This window comes from Nitratireductor sp. WH36-1 (assembly GCF_058725515.1).
Window position 1 is genome coordinate 999,337 of sequence record NZ_CM178970.1, and the last position, 21,737, is coordinate 1,021,073.

Sequence of the window (21,737 nt, forward strand, 5' to 3'; positions counted from 1 at the left end):
ACGCGAAAGCGCTCCAGTTTTTTGCTTTTCCGCAATTCCGGACGGAAAACCGGTGCCCACTTTTCCTGGAATTGCTTTAATCGAAACGGTCCCCAAGAAGCCGCGTCCAGGATTCTCCCGCAAAGCCGTTGAAAAAAGCCTGCCCCTTGATGAACGGTTCGAGCAGCGTCTTGTCTTTCGCATGAACAATGCTGGAGGACGCATGGACGAATGCGAAGCGGCGACCGAGCATGGCGTTGATCAGGGTCGGCTGTCCGCGCCCGCGCAGAGCGACCAGCCCGCGTTCGGTAGCGTCGGCCAGCATCGCGTCGATGACTGCGCCTTCCTGACCGGGGAGCGACAGGATCTGGATCACGCGTCCGATGCCGCCCGTATTGCCGTAGTAAAGGAAGAGGCCGACCGGCTTGCCGCTGCGCGAGAGCACTTTGCGGCGCACCATCGCGCCGTAATCCGCCTTGCGCTGCGATTCATCCACCATGCGTTGAAGCTCGCTCTCCGTCCATTGGGGATGCAGGGCGAAGGCGGAAACGAATTGCTGGAACAGCGACACCGTTTCAGCCGCATCGGCGTCTTCGGTGGCAAGTGTCTTGCCCGCAAATTCCGCATCCGACACATGGGTCCATTGGGGCGGTGCGCCCCGGCGTCGCAGCAGGGCGTCGAAGGGCCGTGCGAGCGGTTTTGCGATGGCGGCAGGCGCGAAGGCGGACGCGGCCATGGCGGCGATGAAGCCGGCCGGGCGCAGGATGCGCAGCCATTCGAGACTGTAATCCGGAAGGATCGTGCCGCGCAGCTTGCGCCACATGGTCGTGGAAACATCATTGGCGGTTTCGGTCAGTGAGAGATCCTGCGGGCCGGACTGGAAGGCGCGCAGAAGGCGCGCGCCGGCATAGGGATCCTGTTCGTGACCATCCACCATGAAGCTGCCGCCGATGGCGCTCTTCAGGGTTTTGCCCTGATAGACGAAGGGCATGGGAAGCACACCCATGAAACCATTGACCGTGCCGTCTTCGCGAAGATGCACAAGTGATTGGATGTCGTCGTCGCGGTAGGGCGGGTCGAGAAAGAGTGTCTCGAGATATTCGCGCGCGCCAAGCGGCGCGGGGCCGTGTCCCTTGCGCAATATGCGCTGGAACATCTCCGCAATGGCGGAAATGTCATCACGCTCCAATGGACGGATTTCACTCACGGACAATTACGCGCCCCGGTTGAATACAAATACACTCGGGACCAATGTGTGACCTAAAGTTGTTTATGAATTCTTTTGCGCCGGAAAGTTTTTGTGCATGGCATTCCGGCGAGCGTGTATGATTGCCGGCAAGCGCAGCCACAAGACTGCGGATGGGAACACGCAGAAGCAAATCGGGCTTAATGAATCTACGGCACATAGAGGTTTTTCACGCGATCCGTCTGGCCGGGTCGATCAATGCTGCGGCTGAAAGGCTGAATGTCTCGCAGCCGGCGCTCAGCCGGACGCTGAAGCACGCGGAATCGCTTCTCGGCTTCAAGCTGTTCGATCGTGTGAAGCAGCGCCTTGTGCCGACGCGCGAAGCGGAGCTTCTGTTTGCCGAAGCCGTGGATGTGCATGGCGCGCTGGAGCGTTTCCGCACGCTCGCCCGCAATCTGGGACGCAATCCCGACGACGTGCTGCGGGTGGGCTTTCTGCCGAGCCTCGGTGTGGGGCTTGCGCCGAAAGTGATGTCGAACCTGCCCCGGCACTGGGAAGGCTTCAAGATCGAGCTGTTCACGCATCACTACGACGTGCTCTTGAAGCGCCTTCATGCGCTCGATCTCGATCTGGCGGTGGCCTTCAACATCGTTGAGACGCCGGGCATCAGCTCCACCACGGTGGGCACGATGAGCCTGACCTATCTGGAGACGGATGACCCCGCCAGGCCGTTTGATCCTTCGCCGGTGCATCTGAGCGAAATCGACATGCAGTCCTTTGTCGGGCTTGAGAAGGAATCGCCCGTGGGCGTGTTCCTGAAGGCGGCTTTCGATGAAGAGGGGCTGCCCTATGAGCCACGGATTTCGGTGCACACCTATTCGGTGGCGGCGGCCTGTGTCAGCCAGGGCGTGGGCTGCGCCATCGTGGACGAGTTTTCAGCGCGCTATACGCGCGGCGTGCGGCTGCGGCCGCTGGTGCCCAATCTGCAATTCTCGATCACGGCGCTGACGTCGGAGAACCGTGCGATCTCCAACGCCGAGGAAATGTTCATCAGGATTCTGAAATCGGCCTGCCAGGAACTGCACCGGGAGGGGTGACGCTTTTCCTGCCGGTCAGGCCTCGCCACGCGCCACGAAACGCCCGCCGCGCGCGCCGGTGACCGCGCCATTGGCGAGAACCGCGACGCCATTGACGAACACATGCTCGATGCCGACCGACGGGCGGTCTGGCGTGTCATAGTCGGCAAGATCCAGAACCGTGTCGGCATCGAAGGCGACAAGATCGGCATGGAAGCCTTCCTGCAGCCTGCCGCGCCGGGCGAAGCCGAAGATCTGGGCGGGCAGGGATGTCATCTTGCGGATGGCTTCTTCCAGCGGCAGCACGCCATCTTCGCGCACATAGCGGCCAAGCACGCGGGGGAAGGTGCCCCAGAGGCGCGGATGGGCCTGCGGGCCGGGGATGCCGTCGGAGCCGATCATGGTGCGCGGGTGCTGCATGATGCGGTTGATGTCTTCCGGCGACATCTGGAAATAGATGCCGCGTGCGGGCGAAAGCCTGCGGGCCGCTTCTTCCTGATCACAGCCCATTTTCTCCGCGACTTTGGAAAGCTCCAGCCCGTTGAATTCGGGATGGGCGGTGGAATCGATGACCAGGATGCGCTCCGCATGACGGGTCAGCTCCGGCAGGAGCACGGTCGAGCTTGCCTCATAGGGATAGACATCCATGGCGATGTCCTGATGGCGAAGCGCGCTGTCGATCATTGACAGTGTTTTCTTCGATCGCCCGTAATTGTGGCGGCCGATGCATTTGTGGTGCGAGATCACCACCGGGACGCCGGCGCGCCGACCGATGGCAATCGTCTCGCCGACGGATTCTTCCACCCGGTCGCGTTCATCGCGCATATGGGTGACGTAGAGCGCGCCGGGGAAGGCGGCGAGTGTCTGTGAGAGCGCCACGACCTCATCGGTCGGTGCGTGGCGGGCGACCGGATAGGCAAGGCCGGTGCTGAGGCCCAGAACGCCTGCCTCCAGCGCTTCTTCGAGCAGGAGGCGCATGGCCACGATCTGGCCTTCGGAGGCGGGCGCATCCGTATCTTCGAGCGTCATGGCGCGCAGCGTGCCATGGCCGGCAAGGGCGGCCACATTGACGGCGACGCCGGCTGCATCCACCGCCTTGCGGTAGGCGGCAAAGGAACCGAAGCGATAGTCTTCCGCCGTGCCGAGAAGGCCGAGCGGGGGCACCAGTTCGGCGGGCTTTGCGTATGGCGCGAGGCTGATGCCGCAATTGCCGACGATCACGCTGGTCACGCCCTGCGTGATCTTGGGCTCCATCGCGCTGTCGTTCAGGACGGCGAGATCGTCATGGGTGTGAACGTCGATGAAGCCGGGTGCGAGGCTGAGACCGTCGAGGTCGATTGTCTCGTTTGCCTGCCAGCCGGAAACGTCGCCGACCGCGGCGATGCGGCCATTGCAGAGTGCCACGCCGCCGCGGGTCGGTTGCCCCCCCAGGCCATCGAACAGCAAAGCGTTTGTCAAAAGCGTGTCGCAGGTGGATTGCGTCATCGGAAACTCCTTGCTGTCCGTAGAGAGTCAGCCTGCCGTGAGGTCCGGCAGCCGGTCTGTTGTCGAGATGCGCTGTTCAAGCGCCGCGCCGAGCGCAAGCAGCGGCTCCTCCGCGAAGGCTGCGCCCATGAGCTGCACCGAGAGCGGCAGGCCCGTTTCGGTGAAGCCTGCCGGCAGCGCCAGGCCGCATGCGCCGACATAGTTTGCCGGGCGGCCATAGGCGGCCATCGGAACCGCAGTTTCATCCACCTCCGAGACGGGGATGGCGGGGAAGGGCACCGTCGGCGTGAGCAGCGCGTCGAACGGCTTCATGAAATCGGCATAGACCGCCTTCATGCGCCTGTGGCCGGCGAGCGTCTCGATATAGTCGTTGGCGCTGACATTGGCTCCGGCGAGCACGCGCTGGCGCACATAGGGGCCGATGGGAACGCTCTCGTCGTGGATGTAATCGCGGTGAACCGCATAGGCTTCTGCGGCGATGATGCGGCCGTTGCTCTCCGTCAGCTCGTTGAAAGCGAAGGGCAGGTCGGCGGGAACCAGCGTCACGCCGAGGCTGATGAGCGCTTCCTTTGCCTGATCGTAAGCGGCCTGGCTTTCGGCATCGAGCGGGATCGGGAAATCCTCTTCGCGCATGACCGCGACACGCATGCCCTGCGTGCGCAGGCCCTGCCATGCGCCCGGCTTCAGCGCCGGTGCAAGACGGGTGGCCGGGTCGCTGGCGTCCGGTCCGCAAAGCGCGTCGAGCAGAAGGGCCGCGTCGGCGACGGTGCGCGTCATCGGGCCGATGGAATCGAGAGTGCTGGAAAGCGGGAAGCAGCCTTTCAGGCTGATCCGTCCATAGGTGGGTTTCAGGCCAACAATGCCGTTGAGCGCGGCGGGAATGCGCACGGAGCCGCCCGTGTCGCTGCCGATGGCCGCCGGCGCAAGGCCGGCGGCAACGGCCACGCCCGAGCCGCTGGAGGAGCCTCCGGGAATGCGATGTGTCTGCATGTCCCAGGGGTTGCGCGGTGTTCCGCATATCGGATTCGTGCCCCAGCCTCCGAATGCGAATTCGACCATTGCTGCGCGCCCGATCGGAATCATGCCGGCGGCAAGCAGTTTGCGCATGACGGTGGCGTCGCTGGTTGAGCGCCGGTCTTTCCAGGCGGCGCTGCCCACCGTACAGGTTTCGTCCTGCCAGTCGACCAGGTCCTTCACGGCAATTGGCAGGCCGTGAAGGGGGCCGTAGACCACGCCAGACGCGCGCAGCTTGTCGAGCCCCTCCGCCATGGACATTGCCCGCTCGGCATCGACATGCACGAAGGCGCCGAGAGCCTTGTCATGCCTGGCGATGCGCTCCAGGAAATGCCGGGTGATGGTGCTGGACGTGAGCGAGCCTTCGCTCAGCGCTTTCGAGAGGTCCGCGAGGGACGCGAATGACGGATCCATGATATTCTTTTCTTGAGAAAATGCGCCCGACCCCGAGGGAGACGTTTCGGAAGCCGGGCGCAAGTTGGCTAGTCGCGTTGATCCCAACCGGGGATCGGGTACACAGGCTCGGCAACGGCGACTTCTTCAGGCCACACGGTCACGAGCCCCTTGCCCGGCTGCAACTGCACGACCGGGAAAGGCATTTTCAGCTGCTTGCCGGTTTCGTCGATCGCGTAAGGACCGGCGAGGACCGTCAGGTTGTCGCTGAGTTCCATGGCCGCCTTCTTCATGTCGGCGGCGTCGAAGCTGTCTGCGTTCTCGATGATTTCGCCGGCGATGACGGCGGCGCCATAGGCGAGAACGGTCTGGAAGTCCGGCTCATAGGAGACGTCCGGGAAGAGCTTTTCATAAGCTGCCAGGAAGCCTTCACGGTCGAGGCCGGCATTGACCTCCCAGTTGATGGTCGGGTGGAAGTTGGTGTGGCTGTAGATGTACTGCGCATCGTCGCCGATCTCGATGAACTGCGGCGTCGAGGCGTAGACCATGAACGAGAACGGGAAGTTCACGTTCATCTGGTGCATCTGCCGCACCATGGAGATCAGGTCGCCCTCATAGCTGGTGGGGAAGAACACGTCGGCGCCAGCCGCGCGCGCCTTCTGCAGGAGCAGGCTGAAATCCTTCGTTCCCTTCGGATAGTCTTCCTTCAGGACCACTTCCATGCCGAGCTTTTCGGCAATTGCTTCCGCGCCATCGGCGAGACCGGCCGGGAAGGGCTCGTCCACATTGACGATGGCGACCTTTTTGTTGCCAAGTGCTGCGGCGGCTTCGAGACCGGCCGACGGCATGCGCGACACCGGCATCTGGGTCGCCGAGACGATGTTCTTGAAGCCCTGGTCATACAGCGCATCGGAGGCCGCGGACCAGATGACCATGAACTTGCCGAGACGCTCGGTCACGGTGGCGGCGGCTGCCGTCAGGGTGGAGCCGAACGGGGCCATCAGCACGTCGACATTCTCATTGGCGATCAGGTCTTCATAGACGCGCGCCACCATCTGCTTGTCGGAGCGGTCGTCGCGCTTGACGAGCTCGACGAGGCGCTTCTCGCCATTCACTTCCAGGCCGCCATTGGCGTTGACTTCATCGACCCAGATTTCCACGCCGCGCACACCCGACTGCGAGGCGAGCGCGAAGTTGCCGGACGACGAAACCGTCATGCCGATCCGGATCTTTTCCTGCGCCTGGCCGGTGACCGGCAGCGCAAAGCAGGCAAGCAGCGTGCCTGCCATGAAGCTTCGTTTGGTCATATTCCACATGGGCATTCCCCTTTTGTTGATCTTGGAAAAACGACGCCTCACACGTCGATCTTGTAGTTCATCCACTCGGCGACCATTTCCTTGAGCTGGCCATCGGTGGCGAAATCCTCCCTGGTGCCTTCCGCCTTGTTGCGGCCAAGCTCCAGAATGTAGAGGCGGTCCGAAATCGTGGCGCACTGGCGCACGTTCTGGTCCACCAGAATGATGGTGGCGCCCTGGTCTGCGAGATCGCGGGTGAGCGCGTAGATGTCCTTGGAGATCTTTGGCGCGATCATGGCCGTGGGCTCATCGAGCAGGATCACCTTCGGCTCGGTGACGAGCGCGCGGGCGATTTCCAGAAAGCGCTGCTGGCCGCCGCTCATGGAGCCGGCGAGTGTCGAGCGCTTTTCCTTGAGGATCGGGAACCGCTCGAAAATGCCGTCGATGGCGCGTTCGATGCGGGCCTTGTCCTTGCGGAAGGGCCAGCAACCCAGAAGCAGATTGTCGTAGACCGACAGGCCCGCAAAGGCGCTGCGGTTCTGCGGCACGAAGGACACGCCTTCGAGTGCGCGCTGGAACGCCTTCAGATTGGTGATGTCGCGACCGCCCATGTTGATGGTGCCGGTCTTGGTGGACAGGAGGCCGAAGATGGTTTTCAGCACGGTCGACTTGCCCGCGCCGTTCGGCCCGATAATGCCGGTGACCTCGCCGGGCTTTGCCCGCAATGCCACTTCCTTGAGAACCGTGATGTCTCCGTTATAGGCGACGGAGATGTTCTCCATGCTCAGTTCAACGCCATGCATGGTCAGGCTCCCAGGTATGCTTCGATGACGTCCGGATTCTTCTGGATCGCTTCGGCGTTGCCCTCTGCGAGGACACGGCCTTCATGCATGACCAGAATGTTGTCGGACAGTTCGTAGACGGAGGTGAGGTCGTGGCTGACGAGAAGCACCGAACAGCCCAGCTCCTTCGGCATTTCGCGGATGATGTTGATGAGCAGTAGTGCGAGGCTCGGATTGACGCCCGCGAACGGCTCGTCGAGCAGCACCAGCTTCGGATTGGCCACCATGATGCGGGCGAGTTCCAGAAGCTTCTGCTGGCCGCCGGAAAGCTCTTCCGCATAGTTGTGGCGCAGCCGGTAGAGCTCCACCTTTTTGAGCCAGTAGGCGCTGATTTCGGCGATCTCGGCGTTGCTCATTCCCTTGTTGAGGAGTGCGACCGAGAGATTTTCCAGCAGCGACATCTGCGGGAAGATGCGCGGCACCTGGAAGGTGCGGCCCACGCCTTCGGAGAACACCGCATGCGGGGCCTTGCCGATGAGGCTGACGCCATCAAGCGTGATTTCACCGGCGGTCGCGTCATAGAGACCGTTGATGCAGTTGAGCATCGTGGTCTTGCCGGAGCCGTTCATGCCCAGAACGCCAAGGATCGACCGGTCGGGGAGGGTGAGGCTGACGCCGTCGAGCGCCGTCATGCCACCGAATTTCTTTACGAGCTTGTCGACTTTCAACATGACGTCACCGCGAGTTCTGCACGCCGAACAGGCCGGCGGGGCGAATGAGAATGACGGCGATCAGGAGCACGAAGCCGAGGAGCATCGCCACGGTTCCGCTGAAGAACACCATGGCCGTCTGCTCGGCGAGGCCGAACAGGATGCCGCCGGCGACTGCGCCGATCGGATGGCCGAGGCCGCCCAGAACGATCACGATGAAGCCGATCAGGGTGTAGTCCTGGCCGATGAAGGGAGAGAAGGAGGGGAAGATCATCGACACGAGGATGCCGGTGATGCCCGCCAGACCAAGGCCGAGACCGAAGGTCAGGGCCGAAAGGTGGTTCAGGTCCACGCCGACGATCTGGATCGCGTCACGGTTCATAATGATGGCGCGCAGCGCCTTGCCCGGCAGTGTGCGGTAGAGGAAGAACGCCAGCGCACCGGTGACCACGACCGCAACCGCAAGGCCAAGCAGCTTGGTGGTCGGCAGGATGATGTTGCCGAACATCAGGAAGGGCGGGTCGAGCGTGAAGTTGAGCGAGCGTGCATCCGCCTCGAAGGCGAGCAGCATGAGCGCGCCCAGCACGAGCGACAGGCCGAACATGACCAGAAGCGAGGCGTGCTCGGGATCGTTGGAGCGCGCAAGACGCTTAACCAGCACGAAATAGAGGCCGTAGCCCATCATGCCGAAGACGATAAAGATCAGCGGCATTGCGAGCAGCGGGGACAGGCCGAGCCAGGCCTGGGCGAAATAGGCGCCATAGGCACCCAGCACGATGAATTCGCCATGGGCGAAGTTGACGACGCGCAGGACGCCGAAGATCACGTTGAGGCTGACGCCGATCAGCGCGTAGATCAGCCCGACGACGATGCCGTTGACGAGGCCTTGAAGCAGAAGTTCGTTCATCTTTGTTTCAATCCTGTACGTCTTACGGAATGAAGCGCCGGAAGCGCGAGAAGCGCTGGGCGAAGGCCCCGACGATGCCACGCGGCAGGAGCAGCATCAGTGCGATGATGACCACGCCGAGAATGAGCAGGTTGAGGGTCGGGAAATGTCGCCAGATCAGCTGGTCGATGCCGTAGAGCGTGGATGCGCCGATGATCGGGCCGACCAGGAAGCCGAGGCCGCCGGCCATGGCGTAGACGATGCTCTTTGCCGTCACCAGCAGGTTGAAGGAGGAATCGAGGTCGATGGCATTGGTGTACCAGGCCTCGACGCCGCCCACGAGGGCAGGGAACATGGTGGCCATGATCCAGGCCTTGAGGCGGGTTCCCACCACGTTGACGCCGACCACCTCTGCGGCCTCGCTGTCATCGCGGATGGCGCGCAGCGCCGTGCCGAGGCGCGACATGGTGAGCCAGGTGCCGGCCGCCAGCGCGCCCATCAGCACCACGAACATGGCGTAATAGGCGGCCACGGGATCGTTTGCCGCCGACAGGATAAGGCCGAGGCTGCCGCCGGTGATGTCACTCGGCATGAGCGAGATCACGAGCTTCATGGCCATGGCGAGCGCGAGGCTGACAATGCCGAAATAAACGCCCTTGAGCCGCAGCGTGGGCGCGACCAGAAGACCGATGGTGACACCGGCCAGCGCCGCACCGGCAAGCGCCACGGGAATGGGCAGGCCGAAGGTCTTGTACAGAACGCCGGTAGCGTAAGCGCCGATGCCGTAAAACGCCACATAACCAAAAGGCATATATCCGGCCAGGCCAGCGACGAAATTGAACGACGTCGCCATGGTGATCCACAGCATCATGTAGAAGAGGAAGGAGAGATTGCTGGCGAACAATGGAGCCGGCAAAAAGACGGCGACAATGGCCGCGACCACAATGCCCCATATCAAGAATTTGATATGGCTTGATTTTTCAGTATTTCCTTGGGGCGCGGACATCGGCACACCTGTACCCTCCCGCGTCTCCTGAATTTGATCTGTCACTGTTGGACCTCAATAGGGAACGCTTTCCGCGACCCTATAGCGCAGGAGGTGCGCTGTCCTATCGCAATTGCAGACTCAATTATAACTTAAAAACATAAGCCTGTTTTGCTGAGTGAAAACAGCCCGCAACCGGATGCGGCTGCGGGCTGCTTTTGGGCTGGAAAGCGCTGGTTTGCGGGCCTTAGCCGCCCCGTCGCGCGGCGATCTGCCGGCGCACAAGCAATGCGATGATGGCGAGCGCGATGGTGCCGACAATGAACAGGAACGCTGCGGCGGCGATGGCCGGGCTGATGTTCTCGCGGATCGTGGCGAACATCTGCCGCGCCAGCGTGCGCTGGTTGGGGCCTGCCACGAAAAGCGTGAGAACCACCTCGTCCAGCGATGTGGCGAAGGCCAAGACCGCGCCGGACAGGATGCCGGGCATGGCGAGCGGCAGGGTCACGCGCCGGAACACGGTGACCGGGGATGCGCCGAGGCTGGCCGCCGCCAGTTCCACGCGCCGGTCGATGCCGCCGAGGCCGCCGATCACGCTCACCACCACGAAGGGGATGGCGACGATGGTGTGGGCGACGATGACGCCGAAATAGCTCGACGCAATGCCGAACTGCACGAACAGCACCTGCATGCCCACGCCCATGACCACGGCGGGAACCACCATGGGCAGAAGAAAGAGGGTGCGCACCGTGCCCTTGAAGGGCAGGTTCCAGTTGCGCAGGCCGAGCGCGGCGAGCGTGCCGAGAACGGTGGCGAGCACTGTCGTGCCGCCGCCGATGACAAGGCTGTTGAAGATCGCCCGACGCCAGGCGGCGGCGGTGAACAGCTCGTCGAACCAGCGCAACGAGAATTCCGGGATCGGATAGGTGAGGAACTGGCTGGACGTGAACGCCAGCGGCAGGATGGCGATCAGCGGCGCGAGCAGGAAGATGACTGCGAGCGTGCCGAATGTGAGCCGGGCGCTTTTCAGCAGCATGTCAGCTTCTCCTTTCTTCGGCCGCCGACAGACGACCGTAGACCGCATAGAGCAGGAGGGTGACGACAAGCAGCACGATGCCGAGTGCGCCGGCCATGCCCCAGTTCGCCGAACCGGTTGCGTAGAAAGCGATGACGGAACTGATCATCTGGTCGCCCGCGCCGCCGATGAGCGCCGGTGTGATGTAGTAGCCGATGGCGGTCATGAACACGAGCAGCGAGCCGGAGGCGACGCCACGCAGGCTGAGCGGCAGAAGCACCCGTACGAAAGCGCGCAGCGGATTTGCGCCGAGCGAGGCGGCTGCCGGCATCAGGTTGCCCGGGATCGAGATCAGGACGCTGTAGATCGGCAGCACCATGAGCGGCAGAAGCACATGGGTCATGGCGATCACCACGCCGGTGCGGTTGAAGATCAGGGCAAGCGGTTCGCTGGAGATGCCAAGCCCGGTGATGACCGCATTTATGAGGCCGTTGTCCTGCAGGATGATGAACCACGCGGCGGTGCGCACCAGAAGCGAGGTCCACAGCGGCAGGAGCACCGCGCCAAGCAGGAGCTGGCGTTTCCACCCTTCCGTAGAGGCGATCAGCATCGCATAGGGAAAGCCGATGGCCAGGCAGGCAAGCGTGACCAGCGCGCCGATCCAGAAGGTTCGGATCATGATGTCGCGGTTGGCGGACGCCTCTTCGGGCATGGCGACAATGTTGCCGGAAACATCGCGCTCCAGATCGACGGCGGCGAGCAGATAACGGTCCGTGGTCGGTGAAAGTGCGCCGGTGATGGCCTGCCAGAAGCGGGGATCGTCCCAGCGCTCGTCAATCTCGGAGAGCGGTGGTGCGTCATCCTTGCGCAGCGCGCGCGTGGTGCGCGACATCAGCGTACGGAAGCCGGGCTGGGCGCTGTTGAGACGGCGCGTCATGTCGCCAACGGCCTGCCGGTCATCGGCGGCGCGAAGATCGGCGGCGAGCGCTTCCTTCATCTCTGCCGTCGGTGGCGTTTCCGGATCCCAGGAGGCTGCGACCTTCGCCGTCTGCGGGAGGATGCGCAGGACGGCGGTGTCGGAGACCGCCTGTGACATCATCGTGCCCAGCGGCCACAGGAAGAAAACCGCGATGAAGAGGAAGAGCGGCGCGACCAGCGCGATCGCGCTCAGATGCCCTTTTCCGCCCGTGCCGCTCATGGCCGGATCACCCAGCAGTCGTCCGGCTGGAAGCGGGCGGTGACATCTGCGCCGGGCGCATGCTGCTCGGCCTTGCGGTCGAGATGGATGACGAAGTCGTGCGCCTGCTCGTCAAGCTGGATGCGCAGGTGATTGCCCTGATAGACGCTGTCGGCAACTTTTGCAGTAAACTGGTTGTCGCCGCCATGCAGCGCGTCGAGGCGAATGCGCTCCGGCCGGATGGAGACGAGCACGTTTTCGCCCGGCGTGTAATTGTCGGAAGCCGAGGCCGTCAGTTCCGCGCCATTGGCGAGGCGGACGCGCAAACCGTCTGCGGACCTGCCCGCGACTGTGCCTTCCAGAAGATTGGTTTCGCCGATGAAATTGGCGACGAAGCGCGTCTGCGGATGGTCGTAGATCTCGCGCGGGGTGCCGATCTGCTCGATCTTGCCCTTGTTGAAGACGGCGATCCGGTCGGACATGGTGAGGGCTTCCGACTGGTCGTGCGTGACGAAGACGATGGTCAGGCCGAGCCGGTTGTGCAGCGCGCGGATGTCGAGCTGCATCTGCTCGCGCAGATTTTTGTCGAGCGCGCCAAGCGGCTCGTCCATCAGCACGACGCGGGGTTCGAAAACGAGGGCGCGGGCGAGCGCCACGCGCTGCTGCTGGCCACCGGAAAGCTGGGCGGGCCACCGGTCTGCAAGTGCGCTGAGCTGCACCATGTCGAGCGCTCTGGCGACGCGTTCGGCGATTTCGGCCTTGCCGACGCCGCGCATCTGGAGCGGGAAGGCGATGTTGTCGCCGACACTCATATGCGGGAAGAGCGCGTAATTCTGGAAGACGACGCCCATGTCGCGCTTGTAGGTGGGGGTCGTGTCCACCACCGCGCCATCGACCAGGATACGGCCTTTGGTCGGGCGCTCGAAGCCGGCGAGCATCATCAAAAGCGTGGTCTTGCCGGAGCCGGACGGTCCAAGAAGGCTGACGAATTCGCCTTTCGCGATGTCCAGTTCAAGATCATCGACCACGCACAAAGAGCCAAAACACTTGGTCACGCGGTCAAATCGAATGCGTAGTTCGCTCAAGAGCCTCTCCCCCGGCTGGCTTGATGTCGCGCTGTCGGAAACGATGGATCGTTTCGATGAGAGCCGCACCGGTCAGGGCGGTGGACGCCTTGCCCGGTGCGGCTCTCGACTGGCTCTTATTGAGCCAGCCAGGCGTTGAAACGCTCGGTCAGGGCTTCTGAATTGTCGATCCAGAAATCGACATCGAGCGCGATTGCGTCGGTGAGGTTTTCCTCGGTGGTCGGCAGCTCTGCCTTCTGCGCGTCGCTCACCATTTTGGCGGCTTCGTTGTTGGGCAGGCCGTAGGCCACATAGTCCGGCAGCTTCTTCTGGTTTTCCGGTTCGCTGGCGAAGGCGATGAAATCCATGCCCGCATCGCGGTTCTCGGCGTCCTTCAGGATCACCCAGCTGTCGACGGCATAGATGCTGCCGGGCCAGACGACCTTGAAGTTGCGGTCTTCGGTGCGGTTGATGCCGGTGATGCGGCCATTATAGGCGGACGCCATGGCGACTTCGCCGGAGGCCAGGAACTGGAGCGGCTGCGCGCCGGCCTCCCACCAGACCACATCGTCGCGGATTTCTTCGAGCTTGGCGAAGGCGCGGTCGATGCCCTCGGGCGTGGCGAGCACGTCGTAGATCTCGTCCTTGTCGACGCCGTCGGCAAGGAGCGCGAACTCCAGCGTGTATTTCGGGCCCTTGCGCAGCGAGCGCTTGCCGGGGAACTTTTCGGTGTCCCAGAAATCGGACCATGAGGCCGGGCCGCCATCGGGCAGCTTGTCGGCGTCATAGGCGATTGCCGTGGACCAGACGATTGCGCCGACGCCGCAATCATGCACGGCGCTTTCCAGGAACTTGTCCTCGCCGCCGAGCCTGTCCCAGTCGATATACTCGAAGAGGCCGTCGCCGCAGCCCAGCTCAAGCTCTTCGGCTTCGACCTGAACGACATCCCAGTTGGGTGCGCCGGCCTTCACCTTGGCCTGAAGAACGCCGTAGCCGCCGTTCCATGCCTCGTCGAGAAGCGGTTTGCCGGCCTTTTCGGCAAACGGCTTGAAGTAGATCTCGCGCTGGGCGTCCTGATAGGTGCCGCCCCACGAGACGACCGTGAGGTCGCGTGCGTTTGCCGTGGTGGCGGAGAAACCCGCCACCGCAGCAAGTGCTGTCATTGCAAGCCAGTTCTTCATCTTCATAAGCATTCTCCTCCAATTGTGCTTTTCCGATTATGTGCTGGCGGTGCCCGTTATGCCGGCATTGCCTCCCTGGGCAGTTCGGCGAGCGCCTTGTCGAGGCCGGTCTTGAAGCGGGCGAGCAGGTCGTCGACCTCGCCCTCGGTGATGATGAGCGGCGGGCAGAAGGCGACGGCATCGGCCATGGCGCGGCTGATGAGGCCGGCTTCCTGGAGATGCGCGTTGACCAGTGCGCCAAGCGCGCCGGGCGTTTCGAGCGCCGTCTTGTTTGCCTTGTCGGTGACGAGCTCGACGGCGGCGATGAGGCCGACGCCGCGCACTTCTCCAACCAGCGGATGATCGGCCAGCGCGGCAAGGCCGTTGCGCAGGCGTTCGCCCATGCGTGCGGCATTGCCCACCAGATCGCGCTCCTCGATGATCTTGAGGTTTTCAAGCGCAACGGCTGCGACAACCGGATGGCCGCTTGCCGTGTAGCCATGGCCGAGCGTGCCGATGCGGCCGCTTTCTTCCATGATCGGCTCGAATACCCGGTCGTTGATCATCAGGGCCGAGGCCGGCAGGTAGGACGACGAAAGCTGCTTGGACATGACCATGATGTCCGGCTTGATGTCATAGGTGGTGGAGCCGAACATGGTGCCCGTGCGGCCGAAGCCGCAGATCACTTCGTCGGCGACCAGCAGGATGTCGTACTTGTTCAGAACGGCCTGCACCTTTTCCCAGTAGGTGGCCGGCGGGACGACCACGCCGCCGGCGCCCTGCACCGGCTCGCCGAAGAAGGCGGCAATCGTTTCCGGGCCTTCAGCCAGGATCGTGTCTTCCAGTTCCCTGGCAAGGCGGGTTGCGAATTCTTCCTCGCTCTCGCCCGGCATTGCCTCGCGCCAGTAATGCGGCGCGGTCATGCGCAGCACGTTCGGCACGATCAGGTCGAAGGATTTGTGGTTTGCCGGCAGGCTGGTGAGGCATGCGCCGGCGATGGTCACGCCGTGATAGGCGCGGTTGCGGACGATGATCTTCTTCTTTTCCGGCTTTCCAAGCGCATTGGAGCGGTACCAGATCAGCTTCAGCGCCGTGTCGATGGCTTCCGAGCCGGAATTGGTGAAGAACGCCTTGCTCATCGGCACCGGGGCCATGCCGATCAGCTTTTCGGAAAGCTCGATCACCGGCCCGTGCGATTTGTGCGTGAAGGTGTGGTAGTAGGGCAGCTTTTCCATCTGCTCGGTCGCGGCCTTCACAAGGCGCTTCTCGTTGAAGCCGAGCGCGACGCTCCACAGGCCGGCCATGCCCTCGATGTACTGCTTGCCATTGTTGTCGTAGACGAACACGCCTTCACCGCGGTCGATGATCAGCGGGCCGTCCTGCAGGTGTTTCTTGGCGTTCGTATAGGGGTGCAGGTGATAGGCGATATCGCGCGCTTCTGGGGAATTTGGCTTGTCGGTCATCGGCTTGTCCTGCGTCGAAATGAAGGTATTGTTGCGGGATGAGGCTGTCTCATCGCCTCTCTCCTCTTTTTCTAGCGGTAGCACTCATTTTGCAGCTAGGCAATTCTCTGTTCAATATTTTGAGCGATCATTCTCGGTGCGACTTCGAAAGCACTGAAAATTATACGCATCTGCGCATTGTGAAATCGCTTCAAGGCTAATATCTTGAGCGGATAGCAGCGCGTTTGCGCGGTTTTGACCCTGCGAGCGCGATGATGGAAACCAGAACGGGCAAAGGTTGCGGCGAAGGATTTATGGACGATTTCGACATTGGCTCCCGTCTGAAGGCCATGCGTACGGCCGGCAATCTCTCGCAGCGGCAGCTCGCCGAGCAGGCGGGCGTGCCCCATGCACAGATTTCCAACATCGAGAAGAACAAGATCAGCCCGTCCATCTCCACCCTGCGCAAGGTGCTTGGGGGAATGGGTGTCAGCATGGCGGATTTCTTCGAGCCGGAGCGGGAGGACAATCCCGGTCCCTTTTTCGGCAGGGATGAGCTGATCGACCTGACGTCGCGTGTGGCGATCAATGCGGGCGCGCCGGAGAGCGGGCTTCTGGTCCTGCGGCAGATCGGCGATGCGCGCCTGCACAATCTCCAGATCCTGCACGAGGTCTATGAGCCGGGGGCGGACACGGGCGAGACCATGCTGCAGCACGCCTCAAGCGAGGGCGGCTATGTGGTGGAGGGTGAGCTCGCCCTCACCGTGGGGGATGAGATGCGCATTCTGAAGGCCGGCGAAGCCTATCTGTTCGACAGCCGCCAGCCGCACCGTTTCCAAAATCTGTCCGACACGCGCACCATCGTCGTTTCCGCCTGCACGCCGCCTTATCTCTGAGGCGATCATCTTCAACAGGCTGGACCAACGCAACGCATTCATGGCCCTGTTCGTGCAAGGCGCTGCTTCTAAACTTTGCGCATGACGTTTTCGGGGAACCTGATCCGCCCGGAAATGGTTGGCTCGTAAAACGAGGGTTTCCGATGGCCGGTCTTTTGATCTCGAGACGCAATCTTCTTCTTGGCGCGGGGGCGCTGGCGGCGGCCGGCTGGCCGCTGCGCATGGCATGGGCAGAAGACACGCCACGCGGCGGCGGACGGCTGGTTGTGGCGGCTGATTCCGAGCCGCGCACGCTGAACCCGGCAATTGTCGCGTCGAATGGCGTGTTTTTCATCGCCAGCAAGGTCATCGAGCCGCTGGCCGAAGCCATGATGGATGGCGAGGGCGGACTTGCGCCACGTTTGGCCAAAAGCTGGGAAGGCTCAGAAGACGGGCTTTCCATCACCTTCAAACTGCGCGAGGGGGTGACCTGGCACGATGGCGAGCCGTTCACCTCCGCGGATGTCGCCTTCTCCGCGATGGAGGTCTGGAAGCCGCTGCAAAATCTTGGCCGCGTGGTGTTCGCCAATCTCGACACGGTGGAAACGCCCGATGCGCACACTGCCATTTTCCGCTTTTCCGCGCCCACGCCCATCCAGCTCATTCGCAATGCGCTGCCGGTGGTGACGAGCGTTCTGCCAAAACATCTCTATGAGGGCACGGACATTGCCGCCAACCCGGCCAACAAGGCACCGGTGGGAACGGGGCCGTTCAAATTCGCCGAGCACAGGCCCGGCGAATATTACCGCCTTACCCGCAATGACGCCTATTGGGGCGAGGGGCTGCCGAAGCTGGACGAGATCATCTTCCGCGTTCTGCCCGACCGGGCGGCGGCGGCTTCGGCGCTGGAGGCCGGCGAAATCCAGCTTGCCGCCTTCTCGCAGGTGCCGCTGGTGGATCTGGAACGCATCGCCAGCGTGCCGGGGCTGAAAGTGGTGACGGAAGGCTATGAGGCGCTCACCTATCAGCTTGTGGTGGAGATCAACCATCGCAACGAGATCCTCGCCGACCGGAAGGTGCGGCAGGCCATCTCGCACGCCATCGACCGGGATTTCGTGGTCGATACGGTGTTTCTCGGCTATGCGCAGGCGGCTACCGGCCCGGTGCCGCAGAACGCGCCGCAATTCTACAATCCCGATGTGAAACCCTACTCCTTCGACATCGAGCGGGCGAACAGGCTGCTCGACGATGCGGGGTATCCGCGTGGCGACGATGGCAAGCGCTTTTCGCTGCGCCTCCTGCCCGCGCCCTTCTTCAGCGAAACGCGCCAGTTCGGCGATTATCTGCGTCAGGCGCTTGGCAAGGTGGGCATCGACGTGACGCTGGTGAACAACGACACGCCGGCGCATCTGAAGGCGGTCTACACGGATCATGATTTCGACATTGCCGTTGGCTCGCCCGTGTTCCGCGGCGATCCGGCCATCTCGACCACGATCCTCGTGCAGTCGGGCATTCCTGACGGCGTGCCGTTTTCCAATCAGGGTGGTTATGCCAATGCCGAGCTCGACACGATCATCGATCAGGCGGCCGAGACCATTGATACGGAAGCGCGCACCGCGCTCTACAACGATTTCCAGCGCATCGTGGTGGAAGACCTGCCGCTGATCAATGTGGCCGAGTGGGGCTTTACCACGGTTGCCAGTGACACCGTTCTCAATGTGGGCAACAATCCGCGCTGGCCGGTCTCGAGCTGGACTGATACTGCACTCGCTTCCTGAGAACGCAAGGAACACGCACTGGCATGCACCGGGCCCTGACTTTGACGCGGCGGCGTATCGTCAGCAGCATCCCGGTGCTGCTGATCGTCATTGTGGGCACGTTTCTGCTTCTGGAAGCAGCACCCGGCGATGCGGTGGACGCCTATCTGCTTTCACTGGGCGGCGGCGATGCGGGCCTCGTGGCGGAGCTTCGCCAGAGCTACGGGCTTGATCAATCACTGCTGAAACGTCTGACGCTTTATGTGGGGGCCTTGCTGCGGTTCGATCTCGGCTGGTCGGTGACGTTCGACCGGCCGGTTCTCGATCTGATCGCGGAGCGGTTGCCCAACACGCTCTGGCTCATGGGGGCGGCGACGGCGCTTGCCTTCTCGCTTGGCTCGTTTCTGGGCATTGTTGCCGGCGCGCGGCCGGGAAGCCTGACGGACCGGGCGCTTTCCATCGGGTCCCTGGCGCTTTACGCGGTTCCGAGCTTCTGGCTTGGCCTTGTTCTGGTTCTGGTGTTTGCGGTCGATCTGCGCTGGTTTCCCACGGCCGGCATCGAAACCATCGCTTCCGGCAAGACCGGACTGGCGCGCGTGGCCGACATTGCCTGGCATCTGGTGCTGCCGGTTTCCGCGCTCGGCTTCATTTACCTGGCTCTTTTTCTGCGCATGATGCGAACCGGCATGGCGGAAGCCTGGCGGCAGGATTTTGTGCTTTTTGCGCGCGCCAAGGGGTTGGCGCGGCGGCGCATCGTGCTGCGCCACGTGGCGCGCAATGCGCTTCTGCCGCTGGTCACCATGCTTGGCCTGCAGGCGGCGGCCATGCTGGGCGGCAGTGTGGTGGTGGAAAGCGTGTTCGCCATTCCGGGTTTCGGGCGGCTTGCGCATGAAGCGGTTTCAGGCCGCGATGCGCCGCTTCTGACCGGCATCATCATCGTCAGTGCGGTGCTCGTGATCGCCGTCAATCTTCTGGTGGACATTGCCTATGCGGCGCTCGACCCGCGCGTGGGCAGCGGGGAGGCGGCGTCATGAACCGTGTTGCAGGGCGTCTCCTGCACTCGCCCGAAGGGGTGGCGGGGCTTTGTCTTCTGGTGCTGCTTGCCGCCATGGCGCTTGCTGCGCCGCTTCTTTTTCCGGGCGATCCGCTGACGATTGTCGGGCGACCGATGACCGCGCCTTTCACCGATCCGGCGCTTCCGCTTGGCACGGACCGGCTGGGCCGGGATGTGGCTGCGGGCCTGATGCATGGCGCGCAGACATCGCTTCTGGTCGGGCTCGCCACGGCGCTGGTCGCACTTGCCGCCGGGGCGCTTGTCGGCACGGTTGCCGGGCTTGCCGGCGGGCTGGTGGACGAGGCGCTGATGCGGGTGGTCGATGCGTTTCAGATCGTGCCGGGCTTTCTTCTGGCGCTGGCCTTTGTCAGCGTCACCGGGGCATCGCTTCCGGTGATCATATTCGCCATTGCCCTTGGTGCGTGGACCGGGCCGGCGCGGCTGGTGCGGGCGGAAGTCCTGTCGATCCGCGAGCGCGACTATGTGGCGGCGGCGCGGGTGATCGGCATGCATCCGGCCGAAATTGCGTTGCGCGAAGTCCTGCCCAATGCGCTGCCGCCGGTTCTGGCGCTTACGGCGGTGATCGTCGCCACGGCGGTTCTGGTGGAGGCCGCGCTTTCGTTTCTCGGGCTTGGCGATCCCAATGTGGTGACCTGGGGCTCGATGATCGCCGAGGGGCGCAATGTGCTGCGCACCGCGCCGCATCTTTCCATCGTTCCGGGGCTGGGCCTCGTGGCCACCGTGCTTGGCGTCTATCTTCTGGGCGAGGGGCTGGCGGATGCGATGGCAGGCCGTGAGGCGCGCGGATGAGCGCGCCGCTGGCCGAAATCCGGGGCCTTTCCGTTTCCTACTTGCGTGATGATGCGCGAAGCTTCGCGCTTCGTGACGTCGATCTCGACATTGCGAAAGGCCGCCGGCTGGCGGTGATCGGCGAGAGCGGATCGGGCAAGAGCACGCTGGCGCTGGCGCTCGCCGGGCTGCTGCTGCCGCAGGCGCGGATTGAGGGCGCTGTCCGCTGGCCCGGCCTTGCGAAAGCGCCGGTTGCGGGTCGCGATATCGGCATGGTGTTTCAGGACCCCGGCGGCAGCCTCAACCCCGTTCTGACCATTGGCGAACAGGTGGCGGAAGGCGCGGTGCGTCATCTGGGGCTCGACTGGCGCGCGGCGCGGTCGCATGCGCTGACCCTGCTTGAGCGGGTGCGCATTCCAGATCCGCAGGCTGCGCTTCGTGCCTATCCGCATCAGTTTTCCGGCGGGCAGCGCCAGCGCATCGCCATTGCCGCCGCCATTGCGGCGCGGCCGGGGCTGCTGATCGCCGACGAGCCCACAAGCGCGCTCGACATGGTGGTGCAGGCCGAGATCGTGGCGCTGCTCGACGAATTGGTGCGCGAAGCGGGCATGACGCTGGTTTTCATCACGCATGACATTGCGCTCGCCTCCGGCTTTGCCGACGACATAGCCGTGTTTCAACGGGCGCAGCTGGTGGAAAAGGGTGCGGCGCAGGCGGTTCTCGCACAGCCGGCGCACGCCTGTACGAAGCGGCTTCTTGCCGCGCAGATCGACTTTTCAACACCGCGCCTGATCGACGGGGTGGCCGATGTCTGAGCCGCTTCTCGTTGCGCAGAACCTCTGCAAGACCTTCACCAGCCGGGGGCGCAGGGTGACCGCACTTGATGATGTGAGCCTGACGCTCGCTCCGGGCGAGACGCTGGGGCTGGTGGGCGCGTCGGGCAGCGGCAAGTCGACGCTCGCGCGGGTGCTGCTCAGGCTTTTGCCGGCCGATGCGGGAGCGGTGCGGCTTCTCGGCGAGGACTGGCTTGGGCTTCGCGGGCGGGCGCTGCGCGCGCGCCGCCGCGCGATCCAGATGGTGTTTCAGGATCCGCTTGCGGCCTTCAATCCGCGCGCGACCATCGGCGGTGTGCTGGCGGACCCGTTGCGCATCCACGGCCTTGCGGATCGTGCGGCGCGCCCGGTGCGGGTGGGCGCGCTGCTGGAGCGGGTCGGGCTTCCCGCAGGCTATGCCGCGCGCGGCGTTCACGAAGTGTCGGGCGGCGAGCGCCAGCGGGTCGCCATCGCCCGTGCGCTGGCCGCGCGCCCCGCGCTGATCGTGTTCGACGAGCCTGTCTCCGCGCTCGACCAGTCGGTGCGCGGCCATATTCTCGAACTCATCGCTGATTTGCAGAAAAGCGACGGTCTCTCCTACCTCTTCATCGCGCATGATCTGGCGGTCGTGCGTCTCATCGCGCATCGGGTGGCGATCATGGAGGCAGGCCGCATTGCCGAAACGGGAGCGACACCGCAGCTTATCGCAGATCCGCAGTCGCGGGCGGGCCGGGCGCTCGTGGCCGCCGCACCACGGCTTGTGCGTTAGGGCATTTGACCGAAATAGGCTGAGGGGAACCG

The 21,737-nt window shown here is 63.4% G+C and carries 20 protein-coding genes; 7 read left to right on the forward strand and 13 right to left on the reverse strand.

Going from position 1 to position 21,737, the window contains the following annotated elements; all coding sequences use genetic code 11:
- Positions 1 to 76 precede the first annotated feature (76 nt).
- Entirely contained in the window at positions 77 to 1,186 is a 1,110-nt protein-coding gene (locus tag AC4PTT_RS04820) for a hypothetical protein (RefSeq protein ID WP_492162209.1), read from the reverse strand.
- Between the two features lie 182 nt (positions 1,187 to 1,368).
- Between AC4PTT_RS04820 and AC4PTT_RS04825 the strand changes: the two genes are divergently transcribed.
- Positions 1,369 to 2,262, forward strand: coding sequence for a LysR family transcriptional regulator (locus AC4PTT_RS04825; protein ID WP_206544264.1), 894 nt, complete (start codon positions 1,369 to 1,371; stop codon positions 2,260 to 2,262).
- A gap of 15 nt (positions 2,263 to 2,277) precedes the next feature.
- Here the strand turns inward: AC4PTT_RS04825 and AC4PTT_RS04830 are convergent, their stop codons facing one another.
- The 12 genes from AC4PTT_RS04830 to AC4PTT_RS04885 all read right to left on the reverse strand — a co-directional run bounded on the left by AC4PTT_RS04830 (position 2,278) and on the right by AC4PTT_RS04885 (position 15,670).
- Positions 2,278 to 3,726, reverse strand: coding sequence for an N-acyl-D-amino-acid deacylase family protein (locus AC4PTT_RS04830; RefSeq protein ID WP_492162210.1), 1,449 nt, complete (start codon positions 3,724 to 3,726; stop codon positions 2,278 to 2,280).
- 27 nt (positions 3,727 to 3,753) lie between these two features.
- Complete coding sequence (locus AC4PTT_RS04835) at positions 3,754 to 5,154, reverse strand: amidase (RefSeq protein ID WP_206547878.1); 1,401 nt, start codon at positions 5,152 to 5,154, stop codon at positions 3,754 to 3,756.
- A 68-nt stretch (positions 5,155 to 5,222) separates the two neighbouring features.
- Positions 5,223 to 6,440 (reverse strand): amino acid ABC transporter substrate-binding protein, encoded by a 1,218-nt coding sequence (locus AC4PTT_RS04840; protein WP_222473982.1) that lies wholly within the window; start codon positions 6,438 to 6,440, stop codon positions 5,223 to 5,225.
- A 47-nt stretch (positions 6,441 to 6,487) separates the two neighbouring features.
- Positions 6,488 to 7,231: a branched-chain amino acid ABC transporter ATP-binding protein gene (locus AC4PTT_RS04845; RefSeq protein ID WP_492162211.1), complete on the reverse strand. Its 744-nt coding sequence runs from the start codon at positions 7,229 to 7,231 to the stop codon at positions 6,488 to 6,490.
- 2 nt (positions 7,232 to 7,233) lie between these two features.
- Positions 7,234 to 7,941 (reverse strand): ABC transporter ATP-binding protein, encoded by a 708-nt coding sequence (locus AC4PTT_RS04850; RefSeq protein WP_420505722.1) that lies wholly within the window; start codon positions 7,939 to 7,941, stop codon positions 7,234 to 7,236.
- Positions 7,942 to 7,945: 4 nt separating this feature from the next.
- Complete coding sequence (locus tag AC4PTT_RS04855; RefSeq protein ID WP_113153040.1) at positions 7,946 to 8,827, reverse strand: branched-chain amino acid ABC transporter permease; 882 nt, start codon at positions 8,825 to 8,827, stop codon at positions 7,946 to 7,948.
- Between the two features lie 22 nt (positions 8,828 to 8,849).
- On the reverse strand, positions 8,850 to 9,764 hold the full coding sequence (locus AC4PTT_RS04860; RefSeq protein ID WP_222473983.1) for a branched-chain amino acid ABC transporter permease: 915 nt from the start codon (positions 9,762 to 9,764) through the stop codon (positions 8,850 to 8,852).
- Positions 9,765 to 10,038: 274 nt separating this feature from the next.
- Positions 10,039 to 10,827, reverse strand: a complete 789-nt coding sequence (locus AC4PTT_RS04865) for an ABC transporter permease (protein WP_113153038.1) — start codon at positions 10,825 to 10,827, stop codon at positions 10,039 to 10,041.
- 1 nt (position 10,828) lies between these two features.
- A complete protein-coding gene (locus tag AC4PTT_RS04870; RefSeq protein WP_206544260.1) occupies positions 10,829 to 12,004 on the reverse strand; it encodes an ABC transporter permease in 1,176 nt (391 codons plus the stop codon).
- The gene (locus AC4PTT_RS04875) at positions 12,001 to 13,068 is read right to left on the reverse strand and encodes an ABC transporter ATP-binding protein (RefSeq protein WP_206547876.1); all 1,068 of its coding nucleotides are present in this window, start codon (positions 13,066 to 13,068) and stop codon (positions 12,001 to 12,003) included. The genes AC4PTT_RS04870 and AC4PTT_RS04875 overlap by 4 nt, the downstream gene beginning before the upstream one ends.
- 116 nt (positions 13,069 to 13,184) lie before the next feature.
- Complete coding sequence (locus AC4PTT_RS04880) at positions 13,185 to 14,228, reverse strand: ABC transporter substrate-binding protein (RefSeq protein ID WP_432516212.1); 1,044 nt, start codon at positions 14,226 to 14,228, stop codon at positions 13,185 to 13,187.
- Positions 14,229 to 14,284: 56 nt separating this feature from the next.
- Positions 14,285 to 15,670 carry an aspartate aminotransferase family protein gene (locus AC4PTT_RS04885; protein ID WP_113153034.1) on the reverse strand — a complete coding sequence of 462 codons (1,386 nt, stop codon included), beginning with the start codon at positions 15,668 to 15,670 and terminating at the stop codon, positions 14,285 to 14,287.
- A 293-nt stretch (positions 15,671 to 15,963) separates the two neighbouring features.
- On the opposite strand from AC4PTT_RS04885, the gene AC4PTT_RS04890 reads away from it, so the two are divergent.
- The 6 genes from AC4PTT_RS04890 (at position 15,964) to AC4PTT_RS04915 (ending at position 21,705) form a co-directional block, all read left to right on the forward strand.
- Entirely contained in the window at positions 15,964 to 16,545 is a 582-nt protein-coding gene (locus AC4PTT_RS04890; RefSeq protein ID WP_113156016.1) for a cupin domain-containing protein, read from the forward strand.
- Positions 16,546 to 16,688: 143 nt separating this feature from the next.
- Complete coding sequence (locus AC4PTT_RS04895) at positions 16,689 to 18,302, forward strand: ABC transporter substrate-binding protein (RefSeq protein ID WP_492162212.1); 1,614 nt, start codon at positions 16,689 to 16,691, stop codon at positions 18,300 to 18,302.
- Positions 18,303 to 18,325: 23 nt separating this feature from the next.
- On the forward strand, positions 18,326 to 19,315 hold the full coding sequence (locus AC4PTT_RS04900; RefSeq protein ID WP_492162213.1) for an ABC transporter permease: 990 nt from the start codon (positions 18,326 to 18,328) through the stop codon (positions 19,313 to 19,315).
- Positions 19,312 to 20,145 (forward strand): ABC transporter permease, encoded by an 834-nt coding sequence (locus AC4PTT_RS04905; RefSeq protein ID WP_432516169.1) that lies wholly within the window; start codon positions 19,312 to 19,314, stop codon positions 20,143 to 20,145. Before AC4PTT_RS04900 ends, AC4PTT_RS04905 begins: the two co-directional genes overlap by 4 nt.
- On the forward strand, positions 20,142 to 20,939 hold the full coding sequence (locus AC4PTT_RS04910) for an ATP-binding cassette domain-containing protein (protein WP_492162214.1): 798 nt from the start codon (positions 20,142 to 20,144) through the stop codon (positions 20,937 to 20,939). Before AC4PTT_RS04905 ends, AC4PTT_RS04910 begins: the two co-directional genes overlap by 4 nt.
- Positions 20,932 to 21,705: an ABC transporter ATP-binding protein gene (locus AC4PTT_RS04915; RefSeq protein ID WP_206553777.1), complete on the forward strand. Its 774-nt coding sequence runs from the start codon at positions 20,932 to 20,934 to the stop codon at positions 21,703 to 21,705. The genes AC4PTT_RS04910 and AC4PTT_RS04915 overlap by 8 nt, the downstream gene beginning before the upstream one ends.
- Positions 21,706 to 21,737 lie beyond the last annotated feature (32 nt).